The 15851-nt window shown below is 48.4% G+C and carries 16 protein-coding genes; all 16 read left to right on the top strand.

Translation table 11 applies throughout. The features are described 5' to 3' along the window. Positions 1-85 precede the first annotated feature (85 nt). The gene (locus NOM72_RS09590; protein ID WP_023467686.1) at positions 86-841 is read left to right on the top strand and encodes a segregation/condensation protein A; all 756 of its coding nucleotides are present in this window, start codon (positions 86-88) and stop codon (positions 839-841) included. Beyond that, positions 831-1403, top strand: a complete 573-nt coding sequence (gene scpB, locus NOM72_RS09585; protein ID WP_023467687.1) for an SMC-Scp complex subunit ScpB — start codon at positions 831-833, stop codon at positions 1401-1403. Before NOM72_RS09590 ends, scpB begins: the two co-directional genes overlap by 11 nt. Next, positions 1403-2164 carry a pseudouridine synthase gene (locus NOM72_RS09580; protein ID WP_023467688.1) on the top strand — a complete coding sequence of 254 codons (762 nt, stop codon included), beginning with the start codon at positions 1403-1405 and terminating at the stop codon, positions 2162-2164. The genes scpB and NOM72_RS09580 overlap by 1 nt, the downstream gene beginning before the upstream one ends. Before the next feature lie 126 nt (positions 2165-2290). After that, on the top strand, positions 2291-2881 hold the full coding sequence (resA, locus tag NOM72_RS09575; protein ID WP_023467689.1) for a thiol-disulfide oxidoreductase ResA: 591 nt from the start codon (positions 2291-2293) through the stop codon (positions 2879-2881). 22 nt (positions 2882-2903) lie between these two features. Next, complete coding sequence (gene resB / locus NOM72_RS09570) at positions 2904-4451, top strand: cytochrome c biogenesis protein ResB (RefSeq protein WP_023467690.1); 1548 nt, start codon at positions 2904-2906, stop codon at positions 4449-4451. Continuing rightward, a complete protein-coding gene (gene ccsB / locus NOM72_RS09565; RefSeq protein ID WP_023467691.1) occupies positions 4448-5614 on the top strand; it encodes a c-type cytochrome biogenesis protein CcsB in 1167 nt (388 codons plus the stop codon). The genes resB and ccsB overlap by 4 nt, the downstream gene beginning before the upstream one ends. Before the next feature lie 170 nt (positions 5615-5784). Further along, the gene (locus NOM72_RS09560; protein ID WP_023467692.1) at positions 5785-6501 is read left to right on the top strand and encodes a response regulator transcription factor; all 717 of its coding nucleotides are present in this window, start codon (positions 5785-5787) and stop codon (positions 6499-6501) included. Between the two features lie 2 nt (positions 6502-6503). Continuing rightward, positions 6504-8231: an ATP-binding protein gene (locus NOM72_RS09555; RefSeq protein WP_023467693.1), complete on the top strand. Its 1728-nt coding sequence runs from the start codon at positions 6504-6506 to the stop codon at positions 8229-8231. Between the two features lie 33 nt (positions 8232-8264). After that, positions 8265-8816, top strand: a complete 552-nt coding sequence (locus NOM72_RS09550; protein WP_023467694.1) for a cob(I)yrinic acid a,c-diamide adenosyltransferase — start codon at positions 8265-8267, stop codon at positions 8814-8816. Continuing rightward, positions 8813-10066 (top strand): EF-P 5-aminopentanol modification-associated protein YfmF, encoded by a 1254-nt coding sequence (gene yfmF / locus NOM72_RS09545; protein ID WP_255999073.1) that lies wholly within the window; start codon positions 8813-8815, stop codon positions 10064-10066. The genes NOM72_RS09550 and yfmF overlap by 4 nt, the downstream gene beginning before the upstream one ends. Continuing rightward, positions 10063-11334 (top strand): EF-P 5-aminopentanol modification-associated protein YfmH, encoded by a 1272-nt coding sequence (gene yfmH / locus NOM72_RS09540; RefSeq protein WP_255999066.1) that lies wholly within the window; start codon positions 10063-10065, stop codon positions 11332-11334. Before yfmF ends, yfmH begins: the two co-directional genes overlap by 4 nt. Beyond that, entirely contained in the window at positions 11334-12038 is a 705-nt protein-coding gene (gene ymfI, locus NOM72_RS09535; protein WP_023467697.1) for an elongation factor P 5-aminopentanone reductase, read from the top strand. Before yfmH ends, ymfI begins: the two co-directional genes overlap by 1 nt. 94 nt (positions 12039-12132) lie before the next feature. After that, positions 12133-12915, top strand: coding sequence for a DUF3388 domain-containing protein (locus NOM72_RS09530; protein ID WP_023467698.1), 783 nt, complete (start codon positions 12133-12135; stop codon positions 12913-12915). 9 nt (positions 12916-12924) lie between these two features. Next, positions 12925-13842, top strand: coding sequence for a helix-turn-helix domain-containing protein (locus tag NOM72_RS09525; RefSeq protein ID WP_023467699.1), 918 nt, complete (start codon positions 12925-12927; stop codon positions 13840-13842). Between the two features lie 63 nt (positions 13843-13905). Beyond that, on the top strand, positions 13906-14484 hold the full coding sequence (pgsA, locus tag NOM72_RS09520; RefSeq protein ID WP_023467700.1) for a CDP-diacylglycerol--glycerol-3-phosphate 3-phosphatidyltransferase: 579 nt from the start codon (positions 13906-13908) through the stop codon (positions 14482-14484). A gap of 71 nt (positions 14485-14555) precedes the next feature. Next, entirely contained in the window at positions 14556-15788 is a 1233-nt protein-coding gene (locus NOM72_RS09515) for a competence/damage-inducible protein A (protein ID WP_035398191.1), read from the top strand. Positions 15789-15851: the final 63 nt, after the last annotated feature.

Genomic DNA, 15851 nt, shown 5'->3' with positions numbered 1-15851 from the left:
CCTCTTCCTTGGAATATAACATAGTCGAACCCACCAGTTGTATGGTATACTAAGGCGCAAAAAACGTTGATGGGCAGGGAGAATCATGGAATCATACAGTGTAAAGATGGATGCGTTTGAAGGCCCGCTGGACTTGCTGTTACACTTGGTTGGTAAATTAGAAATCGATATTTATGATATATCCGTTTCCATGGTGACGGATCAATATGTGTCCTATATCCGTGCGATGCAGCATCTTGAACTAGATGTTGCTAGTGAATATCTTGTCATGGCAGCGACGCTGTTGCAACTGAAAAGCAAACAACTCTTGCCGATCGAACAGACGGAATACGATGAGATTCCCGATTTCGAGGAAGAACCGACGCGAGAAGGTCTGATTCAACAGTTGATCGAGTATAAAGCATACAAGGAAGCAGCACTCGTCCTGAAAGAAAAGGAAGAGGCACGCCTTGAGCTGTTCTCGAAACAACCAGAGGATTTGATGCGTTATCTCGATACGGATGCACAAGAGTATAACGGTACGTTATCACTGAGTGATTTATTACGTGCTTACGAAAAAATGCGCCAACGGGAAGCCTGGAAGGTACGCCGTTCGAAGACGGTCAAACGGGAAGAACGTTCACTCGAGCAACAGATGGAGTCCGTTGCCCGGTACGTCGCGACCCGTGAGCGGACGACATTCTTCGGTTTTTTTGCGGAGCAACCGACGGTCGAAGAACTAGTCGTCAGCTTCCTCGCTGTTCTTGAGCTCGTGAAGCAACGGGTCATTGATTGTGAACAGATGACCGATGATATCCTATTGCGGAGCATGGTGAAGGAGGAGAGTCAGATTGGCGTATGAACAAATCATTGAGAGCCTGTTATTCGTCGTCGGAGACGATGGAATCGATCCGCGTGGTCTCAGTCAAGCGCTAGAGATCAGTGAAGCGGCAGCGCGTGAACAGTTGCTGGCTCTTCAAACGACATTCGAAGCAGAGCAGCGTGTGTTGCAAATCGTGGAGTCGGGTGGTGTCTTTAAGATGGTGACACGAAAAGAGATGTCGCCATATATTCAGGCATATGCGGGTTCGCTCGCAGAAGATTCCTTGTCTCGAGCAGCGATGGAGACACTCGTCATCATCGCATACAAACAACCTGTCACACGTGCTGACATCGAAGTCGTTCGTGGTGTGAAGACGGAGCGTGTCATCCATACGTTAAGTGCAAAAGGTTTGATTGAAGAGGCGGGACGCGCTAAAGGCGTCGGTCGCGCAAAATTGTATAAAACGACGGATCATTTCCTGGACCATTTTGGTCTGAACAGTATTGAAGAGTTGCCGCCACTCGAGTTCGAAGAAACGTTCGAATCGGATGGAGATCTCTTCTTCCGGAATGATCCTTCATTAGAGGAGAGAGTGAATTAATGGAACGGTTACAAAAAATCATCGCACAAGCAGGTGTCGCTTCGCGGCGTAAAGCAGAGGAATTGATCACAGCAGGTCGCGTCAAGGTCAACGGAAAAGTCATCACGGAGCTTGGAACGAAAGTCGGAGCACGTGCCGAAGTCGAAGTAGACGGTGTGAAGCTCGAACGGGAAGAACACGTCTACTACATGCTCTATAAACCAACAGGTGTCGTTTCGACGGTTGAAGACGACAAAGGACGTAAGACGGTCGTCGATCTCGTACCACCCGGACACCGTGTCTTCCCAGTCGGTCGACTCGACTACAATACGAGCGGTCTTCTTTTAATGACGAATGACGGTGAATTCTCGAACCTCTTGCTTCACCCGAAATATAAGGTACCGAAGCGTTATATCGTCAAAATCAAAGGTGTACCAGAATACTTCCACGTCAAAGGTCTTGAAAAAGGTGTCGTCTTACCGGATGGTTTCAAGACAGGTAAAGCACGTGTCGAGATGCGCGATATCGATAAGAAGAAAAATACAGCGATTCTTGAAATGGTCATCTACGAGGGACATAACCGTCAAGTCCGTCAAATGGTCGAGACACTCGGTTCGGAAGTCTTGAAGTTGAAACGTGAACAGTTCGGTTTCTTGACACTGGCCGGTCTTACTTCTGGCGAGTGGCGTGAACTTTCAAAAAAAGAAGTCAATCAATTGCGTGAGCTAGCGGATCCAGCCGCTCCACCTACGAAAAGACGTAAGAACACAAAAAAACGTTAATTTGTAAAGCGAGAAGCTCATCCTCCGGGTTGAGTTTTCTTTTTTTGTGACAAAACGATTAACGAATTTCACATTTTGTCAACGGTAAAGCGATTTCAAGTACAATATGGGTGGAGGCGGTAAAATATGAAAAAAACGAAACAAAATCCGGAAGAACGCTTAGCAGCGGCCCAGCAAAAAAAGAAGAAACGCTCCTTCTGGCGTCTGATGATCATGACGATTGTCTTGTTCGCCGGAGCAGTCGTCATCATGCAATTCGTCGATCAAGCGACACGTGATAAAAACGGTCGTGTCATGGCAGGCGATGATGCCCCTGGTTTCGCACTCGTCGATCTATATGGTGAGAAACAGCACTCGATGGACGAATACAAAGGAAAAGGACTTTTACTCAATTTCTGGGGAACATTCTGTGAACCATGTAAGAAAGAGATGCCATTGATCAATGACAACTATCAGATGATGCAAGACCAAGGCGTCAATTTCGTAGCGGTCAATGTCGGTGAAACACCAGTTCGTGTCTCAAGCTTCATCAAGGATATTGGCGGAACGGACTATCCGATTCTCATGGATACGAACAGTTCGGTCGAGAAGGCTTACGGGATCTACAACTTACCTGTGACGTTCATCATCAATAAAAAAGGTGAAGTCGTCGAGAAGTATGAAGGTGAGATTGATCAAGCGAAGCTCGAAGAGATGGTGAAGAAGGCGAACGAGTAACGCATCGAAGGGGGATTTAAGGATGCAGGAGCAAGAAGATTTCAAACAACTGGACATGCGTTACGAGGAAGCGGAGCTTCGATCGAAACGTAAGAATCCATCTTGGATCGACCGGGCATGGACGTTCTTCTCGTCCGTCAAGGTCGGGTTATGGTTGATTGCCTTGATCATCATCGCGAGCGGGGTCGGAACGATCTTCCCGCAAGAGATGTATATTCCACAGGCAACACCACCAGAAGAGTTTTACCAAAAGGAATACGGCACGGCAGGTGACATCTACTATACGTTAGGATTCCATAACCTATTTGAATCATGGTGGTATATCGGATTGATCACGCTTTTATTACTCTCGATCATCATCGTGTCGATTGACCGATTCTTCCCGCTCTACCGAGCACTGAAGAAACAACCGGTCATCCAGTCGGACCGTTTCATGAACGGTCAGCGATTTGGCGCGGAAGCGACTGGCGATGTCAAAAAAATCGATGCGATCGCACCGTTGCTTGAGAAAAAAGGCTATAAAGTCCGTCGACAAGACGGGGCACTCTTAGCGGAAAAGCAACGTTTCGGACGATGGGGTCCATACATCAATCATATCGGACTCGTCTTATTCTTCGGTGGTGCGATGCTTCGAGTCGTACCAGGGATGCACGAAGATGAATTACTTTGGCTCCGCGAAGGAGAGACGTTGCCGATCGAGGCGACGGACAATCAGTACTACTTGAAAAATGAAGCGTTCAACATCGAGTTCTATGATCCTGAGAAGGTCGATGAGAAGTTCAAGAAATCACTTGAAGCAGCAGGCGGAAACGTACCGAAGAACTATGATACGAAGATGACGCTGTACAAGAAAGTCGGCGAAACAACCGATTTCAAACCGAAGCTTGAAGAAATCAAGTCAGGTGAGACGGCAGTCAACCGCCCATTCGAATTCGATGATTATCAAGTCTTCCAGGAACAATACGCGGCAGATCCGGAATTCAAGACGATGTCGTTTAATATCGTCAACCAGAAGACGGACAAAGTCGTCGATACGATCAAAGTCGACTTGCGTGATCCGAAAGAAACATATGCTTTAAAAGATGGATATGAAGTCGAACTGAAGGACTTCCTTCCGGACTTCGTCGTTAAAGATGGTCAGCCAACGACGAACTCGGGACGTCCAGTCAATCCAGCCTTCGTCTTTAGTATCAAGTCACCGGAACATCCGAAAGGTGAACGGAGTTTGATTGGGATCAAATTGAACGTCGGTGGAGATGAGAACCAGTACAAAATGGCATTCGCGGGTACGGAACTCTCGAACATCTCGGGTGTCCGGATTAAAAAAGATCTGACGCTACCGTTCCTGTTTGCAGGTGGTATCATCTTCATGGCAGGTCTATTGATCGGAATGTACTGGCCACACCGTCGTCTCTGGCTCAAAGAGAAGAACGGTCGGATCCAGATTGCTGGATTTACGAACAAAAATGCATTGGGGCTTCAAAAAGAAGCTAATCTCGCGTTGACGGAAGTCGGTCTACCAGAACTTGAGGATCGACAAAAGTTGCGGGAAGAGGGGGAAGCTAAATGAATTTGCTTCAGTTGAGCAGTAACCTGCTCCTTACATCATTCATCGTCTACCTCGTCAGTACAGGATTCTTCGCTGTAGCGACGAGTGGTAAAAAAGGACCGACGCGTTCTGGTAAAATCGCCTTTACGCTCGCGATCATCGGTTTCCTCGCGCAGCTCGGATATTTCTTCACGCGCTGGGCTGGAGCTGGGCACGTTCCAGTTTCGAACTTATATGAATACACGACATTCTTCGGCATGATGATGGTACTTGGTTTCTTGATCGTTTATGCCATCTACAAAAACAACGTCCTTGGCTTGATTGCGATGCCAGTTGCATTGCTCGTCATCGCCTATGCGTCGATGTTCCCGGATGAAGTCCAACCGTTGATCCCAGCACTACAAAGTGTTTGGCTCAAAATCCACGTCACGACGGCAGCGCTCGGCGAAGGGATTCTGGCCGTCAGCTTCGCGACGGGATTACTGTATCTGATTCACGCGACGGATTTCAGTAAGGAATCGAAAACACGGACGTGGCTCGAAGTCGTCATGTTCTCACTCGCATGTGTTGTCGGTTACATCTTAGTTGGGCTGTTGTTCAAAGCAACAGGTTCTGCATCGACGATCGAATACGTTGCGAAAAACGGTGCAACGATGACGCATGACTACGCGATGCCAGTCTTGACCGGTCCTGAAGGCGGAAAAGTCTTATCGGGTTCAGGTGCCGTCATCGAATTACCGAACTTCTTGAACGCGAACAAAGTCAATACGGTCTTATGGTCGATCATTGGTGGCGTCGTCTTATACGTCTTGCTTCGCTTCGTCATTCTTCGCAAGCGTCTTGCTGAAAGCTTGAAGCCGATTGCACGTAAGATTGATCTTGAGACAGCAGATGAGATCAGCTATCGTTCTGTTGCGATTGGTCTTCCAATCTTCATCCTGGGCGGTCTGATCTTCGCGATGATCTGGGCGCAAATGGCTTGGAGCCGTTACTGGGGCTGGGACCCGAAAGAGGTATGGGCACTCATTACGATGCTCTTCTACGTCTTTTATCTCCATATGCGCATCCAGCGTGGTTGGATTGGTAAAAAATCAGCTTGGTTATGTGTCGGCGGATTTGCCGTCATCATGTTCAACCTTGTCTTCGTTAACCTTGTCGTAGCAGGATTACACTCATACGCGTAAGAAAAAGCAAGCAGCGGACCCGGAAACGGTCCGCTGCTTTTTCGTGTGCGTCTGACCGAAGTGTGCCTTTTCGGAGAAATCAGCCGGAGCAAGCCATTCTTTTCGTTTCATAGTATACTAAAAGAGTAGTAGGATAGAGGAGTAGAGTTTAGTTCATAGGAGGAGACAGCATGTCAGAAGAAGCACGTATTTTAGTCGTCGACGATGAAGAACGGATTCGTCGCCTGTTGAAGATGTATCTGGAGCGGGAAAATTTCACGATCGAGGAAGCAGACAATGGAGAGACGGCGCTTGAAATGGCGCTTGAGACAGAATACGATGTCATTCTCCTAGACTTGATGATGCCGAAGATGGACGGGATGCAAGTCTGTGAAGAACTGCGGAAAACAAAAGCGACGCCAATCGTCATGTTGACGGCAAAAGGCGAAGAGACGAACCGCGTCCATGGGTTTGAGATGGGGGCAGATGATTATATCGTCAAACCATTCAGTCCACGTGAAGTCGTCTTGCGTGTCAAAGCGATTCTTCGTCGGGCAAGTGCGACGAAATTCCTCCACACGGATGCGAAAACAAAAGATGTCATCGTCTTCCCACACTTGACGATCGACAATGATGCGCACCGCGTGACGGTCGAGTCGCAAGAAGTCAATTTAACACCAAAAGAATACGAACTCCTGTATTTCTTAGCAAAACAAACGGATAAGGTATTCTCGCGAGAACAATTACTCAAGGAAGTCTGGAACTATGAATTTTTCGGAGATCTGCGGACAGTCGATACACACGTCAAACGTCTGCGTGAAAAGCTGAATCGTTTGTCTCCGAACGCCGCTCAAATGATCACGACGGTCTGGGGTGTCGGATACAAGTTCGAGAATAGTCCGACCTGACGATGAAATGGTTGCAAAGCGTTGTCATCAAACTATGGGGAACGATTCTGTTACTCGTTTCGGTCGTCTTGATCGCCTTGACGATCTTGTTACTTGAATTTTTCAACTCGTTCCATATCGAACAGGAACGGGGGCACTTGGCAAAGCTCGGTCAACAAGTCGAGACCGTCTTTCAGGCGCACTCCGGCATCGAGGAAGGGTCGAGTACTGCTGTTGAAATCACGGATATCTACGGGGCAACACTGATCGCAAAGACGCAGGATGATTCCGTCGAAGCGAATATCTCACAAGCGAAGGCGAACCGGATCATCAAGGAACTCGAACGTCAGAACTGGAAAGCAATTGATGGTGAAGAAGGCGAGACAGCGATAGGCAACTATGAGACCTTTGATGGAAAAGCAGCACTCGCGTATCGGGCACCGCTCATTACGGATAGTGGCAACGGAACGATCTACTTGATCGAGCAATTGACGAACATCGAACAGGCGAATGAGGGTGCACGTCAAATCATTCAACTCTGTGTCCTGTTAGCGATCATCGGAACGACCGTCTTTGCCTTCTTCCTCTCGACACGAATCACGGCGCCACTGCGAACGATTCGCCAAGCTGTCGTTGAGGCCGGTGAAGGAAAGTTTGATCAGAGCCTGACGCAACGTTCACGGGATGAGATCGGTGACTTAGCGCTTGCGTTCAATGAAATGAGTAGTCAACTCAATCAATACGTCACCGATCTCGACAAGGAGCGGCATTTACTCTCCTCGATTCTGCGCTGTATGGCAGACGGTGTGTTGACGTTCTCAAAATCAGGTGAGCTCCTCGCGACGAATCCACCGGCTGAAGCCTTTTTGGCGGGTTCTCCCGTACCGGATGAACTAATTGAGTTATTCCAGACGGTCATGCGTGAAGAGACGGAGATGACGGTCTCCTTTGAACGAGAGGGACGCTTCTACATCATCATCGTCAGTCCGTTACTCGAACAAGAAGAACAGATCGGAGCGGTCGCCGTCTTGCGTGATATGACGGAAGCGCAGCAACTCGAGAAGATGCGCGCTGATTTCGTCGCAAACGTCAGTCATGAATTGCGGACACCACTCGTCATGCTGCAAGGGTACTCGGAAGCAATTGTCGATGGGATGACCGAGAGTGATGAGGCAACGAAGGAATTCGCTTCGATCATTTACGACGAGTCCCAGCGACTGTCGAGACTCGTTAACGATCTTCTTGATCTTGCACGAATGGAAGCGGGATATCAGGAGTTACGGATTGAATCCGTCGAAGCAATCCCTTTTGCGAAGCGGGTGATCAAGAAGTTCAAACAGATGGGACGCGATAAACAAGTTACCTTCTCGGTTTCTGGTCCGAACATCGCGTTTGAAGCAGACCCTGATCAGATGGAGCAAGTCTTGACGAACCTGCTTGGGAACGCCCTGCGTTATACGGAGAACGGTGAAATCAAGATTAAGATTGACGAAGATAGGGAAAACATTACATTATCCGTCATTGATTCGGGTGACGGAATTCCAGAAGAAGATCTACCGTTCGTCTTTGACCGTTTTTATAAAGCGGATAAAGCGCGGACACGTGGCAAGACGGGTACAGGAATCGGTCTTGCGATCGTGGCGAATGTCGTCCGAGCTCATGGTGGTGAAGTCGAAGTCGACAGCCGCTTAGGAGAGGGAGCGACCTTCCGGATCCGATTACCGAAAAAACAAGGGAAGCGAACATTATGAGTCGCTTCCTTTCGCTATAGGAGTGAATGAAAAATGAAAATTTACACGAAGTCTGGTGACGAAGGAGAAACATCTCTCGTTGGTGGGAGAGTCAAAAAAAATGATCGGTTGATTAGCTTGATGGGAGAACTCGACGAATTGAACAGTTTCGTCGGACTTGCCCGGACGAAAGCATCGTCAATCGAGGTGCGGGAACAGCTGACAGTGATCCAGCACGCCTTATTCGATTGTGGCAGTGACTTGATGTATGTCGAACCGCGCCCGTCACGTTTGAGTCAAGAAGCGACGATTGATTTAGAAAGTTGGATCGACACGTTAACGGAGTTATCGCCGCCGCTCGATAAGTTCATCTTGCCTGGCGGAACGGAAGCAGCTGCAACGTTACACGTGGCACGGACGGTCTGTCGTCGCGTTGAACGTTCGATGATCGATGTTCCTCAAGCGGCTCATTTATTACCGTTCATCAACCGACTCAGTGACTTCTTCTTTACAGCAGCTCGTTACGAGAATGCCGTCAAACAAAAAGCAGATATTGAATATGTCCGCAGTGCGCATGTATTCAAACGAAAGGATGGAGAGCAATGAGTCAGTCATTTAGCACATGGAAAAAGGAAGGAACGAGCTACCATCTCGTTCCGACTAATAAATTCAAGACGACGACGATTCTCGTCACATTTTCAGCACCGTTAGAAGCGAAGACGCTGACAAGCCGTGCAATCCTACCGTATATCATGGAAAAATCGACAGCCGCTTATCCGTCGATGAAAGCGTTACGTGAGCCGCTTGAAACACTATATGATGCGGGACTTTATGCGGACGCGTCGAAGTTCGGAGAAGAGCATGTCATCTCATTCCAACTCGATGTCATCCGGGGAGAACTCGTCCATCATCCGTCGTTGTTAAAAGAAGCACTCGAATTGCTCGAGCAAATGGTGCTGTATCCAGATTTGACGGAAGGTGGCTTCCGTGAACAGTTCGTCAAACAAGAAAAACGATTGCATGCCTTACGGATCAGTTCACTATATGACGATAAAATGCGCTACGCACAGCAACGTCTTCTCGAATTGATGGCACCAGGTGAAGCCGTCGCGTTGCCATCGCTTGGAACACTCGAAGAACTCGAACAGATCACCCCGTCATCCTTGCGTGATACATACCGTTCGATGATCGAAGACGACCGGATTGATGTCTTCGTCGTCGGACATGTAACGAAGGAGGAGATGGAAGACGCTCTATCATTCTTGCCAACGCATTCTGAAAAAATCAGTCATTACATTCCGGCCCAAAAAGCAGTCAATGGTGTAAAACGGTCGAGTGAAACGCAACCGATCAAACAAGGTAAATTGCATCTTGGTTACCGGGTAGCGGTCGATCCGACATCTGCTGACTCGATTCGGATGCAAATCGTCAATGGTCTGTTCGGTGGCTTCCCGCATTCAAAACTGTTCATGAATGTCCGTGAAAAAGAGAGTCTCGCCTATTATGCGGCTTCACGGTATGCGGCATTGAACAGTGCACTCTATGTTTATGCCGGGGTCGACACGAAAGAAGCAGAACGTGCCGAGAAGATCATCTTGGAACAACTCGTTGATTTGAAAGCAGGACAGTTCACGGATGAAGAATTGACACAGACGAAGGCGATGTTGATCAATGCGCGCCGTCAAATCCTTGATCAGCCAGGTCAACTGATTGGTTGGTTGAATGGTTCGAAGATGCGTGGACTGACACTGGAAGATGAGATTCATATCATTGAAACGGCGACACGTGAAGACGTCGTTCGATTAGCAGCGGCAATCGATCTTGATGCCGTATATCTATTGCGAGGTGAAGCATGATGGAACAACTAACCTATCACGATACAGACGAAACGGTATACCACGAGCAGCTCGATAACGGCTTATCCGTCTATTTGTTGCAAAAAAAAGGATACGAAAAGACGTATGCGACGTTTACGACGCATTATGGTTCGATTGATCAACGATTCAAAAAAGGCGAGGAATGGATCACGGTACCGGACGGCATCGCCCATTTCCTCGAGCATAAGATGTTCGAATCCGAAAAAGGGGACGTCTTCCAAGAGTTCGGTCGTCTCGGTGCCTCTGCGAACGCCTTTACCTCGTTCTCGCGGACAGCGTATTTGTTCTCAGCGACGTCGTTGATCGAACAAAACCTCGAGACGTTGATCGATTTCGTACAAGATCCCTACTTCACGCCGGAAAGCGTTGAAAAAGAGAAAGGGATCATTACGCAAGAAATCCAGATGTATCAAGATAATCCGGGATGGCGCCTGTTCTTCGGTCTGATCGAATCGATGTATGCATCGCATCCAGTTCGGATTGATATCGCGGGAACTCCGGAATCAATCAATCAAATCACAGCCGATGACTTGTACACGTGCTACCGTACGTTCTATCATCCATCGAACATGGTGTTGTTCGTCGTCGGAAACATCGATCCGGAAGAGACACTGGCATTGATCAAGGCGAACCAAGCGAAGAAAGACTATACGGATCGCCCGGCAATCGAACGAGATTACGGTCAAGAGCCGCATGGCGTACATCGTCCACGTTTTGAACTCGAGCTCGACGTTAAGACACCAAAGGTATTGATCGGTTACAAGGACGAATCGCTTCGCGGCGAGGCACAAGTCCGCCGTGAGTTAACGAGTGAACTGCTGTTACACCTCTTGTTCGATCAGACATCATCGACGTATTTGGAACTGTATGAAGACGGTCTGATTGACGATACGTTCAGCTTTGATTACTCGAGTGAGGAAGAGTTCGCCTTTGCGACGTTTGGCATGGAGACAGAGGATCCAGACAAGTTCATCCAAGCGTATGAGACACTCCTGCAAACGCGTCCTGACTTCACGGAAGATGAAGTCACGCGCAAGCGGAACATGATGCAAGGGAAATTCCTCCGTGCCTTGAATTCACCGGAATTCATTGCGAATCAGTTCTCGCGTCACGCACTTGCCGGTACGAATCTGTTCACGCTTCCGACATTGATTGCTTCGATTACGAAAGAAGAGATTGAAGCCCGTTTCGACGAGTTGTTCGCCATTGAAAACCGGGCGATCTCAATCGTCAAACCGTACGCGTGATGCGAATCCTCATCACCGGTGCGAGTGGCGCCATTGGTCTTGCGGCAGCAAAACAACTTGCTGCCGCCGGACATGAATTGGTGCTTCAGACGTATCGACAGCAAGCGGTTTTAGAACGGATGATAGAGGAGTGGCAAGGCGAGCACCACATCCTGACTGCGAATTTAGCAGACGAGAAGGACTTGCAGGCATTTTGTGCGGCATTACCTGTCGTCGATGCCTTCGTCCATTGTGCCGGAACGAGTTATAGCGGTCTGTTGCTCGATCAATCAGCAACATCAATGCACGAACTCTGGAAAATTCATGTCGAGGCGTTGATGCGCATCAGCCAAACCGTGACACGGACGAAACCGTTTACGTCGAAGCTTGCGATCGTCGTCATCAGTAGTGTGTTAGGAGAACAAGGTGTCGCGGGTGAGGTCGTCTATTCGACATGCAAGGCGGCACAGCTTGGATTCGTCAAGGCATACAGTAAGGAACTTGGACCGATGCATGGACGCATCAATGCGATTACGCCGGGGTGGATCGATACGCCGATGAACGCGATTTTTTCTGAGGATGAAAAGGCAGAAGCGATTGCTGAAATTCCTGCCGGACGATTCGGAAAAGCAGAGGAAGTGGCTACTGCGATCCGCTACTTAGTGCAACCCGAATCGAGTTATGTATCGGGAGCCATCCTTAAAATAGATGGCGCGTGGATGTAAGCATTGGAATTTCAGTTCAGGAATGCTTTTCATTTTTCAAAAAATCATTTAACATGAGGAATGGATAATCGTATCAATAGAGGAGGATGGGCGCGTGAGTGAGTTCGAGCAATGGTATCTCGAATATGAATTAAAGGTCAATCGTCCCGGTATACTCGGGGACATTGCTTCGTTGATGGGAATGTTACATATTTCGATCGTGACGATCAATGGTGTCGATCATCAACGACGCGGTATGTTGCTCCAAACGAAACAACCGGATCAAATTCCACGACTCGCCGCTATTCTCAAGACGATGTCAACCATAGAGGTCATCAAACTACGAAAACCAAAACTACGTGACCGAATCGCGATTCGTCACGGGCGCTATATCGATCAAAGCAGTGATGAACGAAAGACGTTCCGCTTCGTCCGGGAAGACTTAGGGATTCTCGTCGATTTCATGGCAGAGCTATGTAAACAGGATGGGCACTTGTTGATTGGTGTCCGCGGCATGCCACGCGTCGGTAAGACGGAGTCGATCGTCGCAGCGAGCGTCAGTGCAAATAAGAAATGGCTGTTCCTATCGTCGACGTTGATTAAACAGACGGTTCGAACATCGTTGTTCGACGACGAGCGGACGGGTGATTATGTTTACATCATCGATGCGTTAGTGTCACAACGAAATTTCGATGAACGACACTGGCAAATCCTGCGGGAAGTCATGCGTCTACCCGCGACGAAGATCGTCGAACATCCGGATGCGTTCGTCAAATCGAGTGAGTATACGTGGGATGATTTTGATTACATCATTGAATTACGCAACACGACTGAAGAAATCATTGTGACTGAACTGCCTCGTTCCCATGGGGGAAATGATTGGTTCAACTTTGAATAAGTATGAAAAATGGAAGGTGTGTTACCGATGACCGAGCTCGGAACCTACTTAAAGGAACAACGGGAGGCGCTAGGCGTCTCTCTCGAACAAATTCAAACGACGACAAAGATTCAAAAGCGTTACATCGTCGCGATCGAAGAAGGCAATTATGATCAATTGCCGGGAGCCTTTTACGCCCGGGCCTTCATCAAGACATATGCGGAAGCACTCGGTCTTGACGTCGATGAAGTCTTTACGACTTATAAACGTGATCTTCCGGAACCGGAAGCACAACCGGTCGTCGAACTGTCACGGCGCGCGACGTATTCGAAATCCAGTGCTCCGAAAAAGAGCGTTGCGAAGCGTTGGATTCCGAATATCATCATCATCGTACTAATCTTTGCAATCGGTACTGCCTTGTATTATGGTCTGCAGACGTTCCTCGACGGTAACGAAGAGGCGAAGACGTCCGCACCGAAGCAAAATGATGTCACGATCGATCAAGGGGACGCGCCAAGTAAAGAGACGGATGCGCCTGCGAAGACGGAAGAAGAGCCGAAGGAAGAACCGGCGAAACAGGAAGAAACAAAAGAAGAACCTAAAAAAGAGGCACTTGCTGCGAAGTCGACATCTGGTCAAGATGTCACGTATGAAGTCGCAACGAAAGATACGATGAGTGTCTCGATTCAAATCAAGAAAGATGCCTCTCCGTCGCCATTCGTCGGTGTGCGTGATACATCACTTGAAGGAAAAGCACTCGCGCCAGACCACATCAACGCATCGGATCCGAATCCGATCGTCGTGAAGGACGCGAAGACGGACTTGATCCGCATCCGGATCGGTTCGATTAAAGGGATTGATAAAATCGTCGTCAATGACCAAGAACTGAAACTGAACCGTTCGCTTCTCGTCCAAAACATCTATCTAAAGAAAGTAGCCACGCCGTAATCCGGCGTGCCTTCTTTTAGATGGCATGTCATTTACATATGAAATGAAGGAGGAGGGCGTTACATGAACTTACCGAATCAATTGACAGTATTACGTGTTTTATTAATTCCCGTGTTCGTCATCGTACTTGCGATTGATCCGAACTGGGGACAGTGGGATGTGTTGGGAGCCGAGCTTCCCGTCTCACACTTCGTTGCAGCTATCATCTTCCTTGTTGCTTCACTGACGGACTGGCTCGATGGATATATCGCTCGTAAACAAAAATTAGTAACGAACTTTGGAAAATTCATGGATCCACTTGCCGACAAGATGTTAGTTGCAGCTGCGCTTGTCTACTTGGTGGAACTTGGATTCGTCGCAGCATGGATCGTCGTTATCATTCTCTGTCGAGAGTTCGCAGTCACGGGTCTTCGTCTCGTCGCATCTGACGAAGGGATCGTCCTTGCTGCCGGAAACTCTGGGAAAGCCAAGACATGGGTCCAGCTGACATCAATCACGGCATACTTGTTGCACGATATCATCTTTGCGATGTGGAACATTCCGTTCGCAGATATTACGATGTGGCTTGCTTTGATCTTGACGATCTACTCAGGCGTCGAATATTTCTCGAAAAACATTAAGTTAATTACGAAATCCATGTAAGATGGATCAATTTAGACTGTTCGTCATACCGAACAGTCTTTTCTTATACTTCAAGAAGGTGAGGAATCAACATGAAAGCAGAAATCATCGCAGTCGGAAGCGAACTCCTCCTTGGGGAAATCGCGAACACGAATGCACAGTACCTTTCCGAATGGTTAGCGAGTGCCGGAATTGACGTTCATTATCATACAGTCGTCGGTGACAATCGCGAACGGATGCAAGAAACATTCCGTCAGGCACAACAGCGGGCAGATCTCCTCGTCATCACAGGAGGTCTTGGACCGACGGAAGACGATTTGACGAAAGAGGTGCTCGCTGATCTCCTCGGACGTGATCTCGTTCTCGATCAAGCGGCGTACGAGCGAATCGAAGGGTTTTTAAAGACACGTCAACGAGAGATGACGATCAACGAACGAAAACAAGCATTAATCATCGATGGTGCAACGGTTTTACGTAATGATGCAGGACTTGCTCCCGGTATGTCGGTCCAAACGGAGCATCACCAATATATCGTCTTACCCGGTGTGCCACGCGAGATGAAGCAAATCCTCAAAGATCACTTCAGTCATCTATTCGGTCAAGAAACGATTCGTTCTCGAACGTTACGATTCTTCGGAATCGGGGAATCGGCTTTAAACGACCGTCTAGAAACGTTGATCAAGGAAGCTACCAATCCATCGGTCGCACCGTATGCGGAGCTCGCTGAAGTCCGGTTGCGCCTGACGGCTAAAGCACTCGATCAACAGGAAGCCGATCGTATGCTCGATGAACTCGAACAACACGTCCTTGCTGAAGTCGGCATGTACTTTTATGGATATGGGGAGACGAGTCTGCCGGAAGTCGTCCTAAAACGGTATCAAGAAGCAGGATTGACACTTTCGCTCGCCGAATCACTGACGGGAGGAGCTGTCGCGAGTGGTCTCGTTGATGTCAGCGGTGCGAGTCAAGTATTGCGCGGGAGCGCTGTCGTCTATGATGATGCAGCGAAGCAAGCCGTGTTATCGGTACCAGAGGATTTATTACGAGAGCATACTGCTGTCAGTAAAGAGGTAGCGATTGCGATGGCTGAAGGGGCACGAGAACTGTATCAATCCGATATCGCCGTCGCCTTGACGGGGGAAGCAGGTCCGACGAGCAACAGTGGAAAAGTGGTCGGAACGGTCTATTGTGCTGTTGCGGACGCACATGGAACACGGATCGTCGAATGGCAATATCCATCGTTCGACAGAGGCATGATTCGACTGCGCGCCGTCAAGGATACCTATTTCCTTTTACTGAAACATCTCGAAAAATCATCAGAGTAAGAAAAATGATCGAAGTGCAAGTATGCGAATAAATGTTCGTAAAATGCTTGTCATTCGGTCTCA

The sequence above is a fragment of the Exiguobacterium sp. LL15 genome (assembly GCF_024436095.1).
Taxonomy (GTDB): Bacteria; Bacillota; Bacilli; order Exiguobacteriales; family Exiguobacteriaceae; genus Exiguobacterium_A; species Exiguobacterium_A indicum.
The sequence above is the reverse complement of the archived record's forward strand: the minus strand, read 5'-3'. Positions and strand labels throughout refer to the sequence as shown.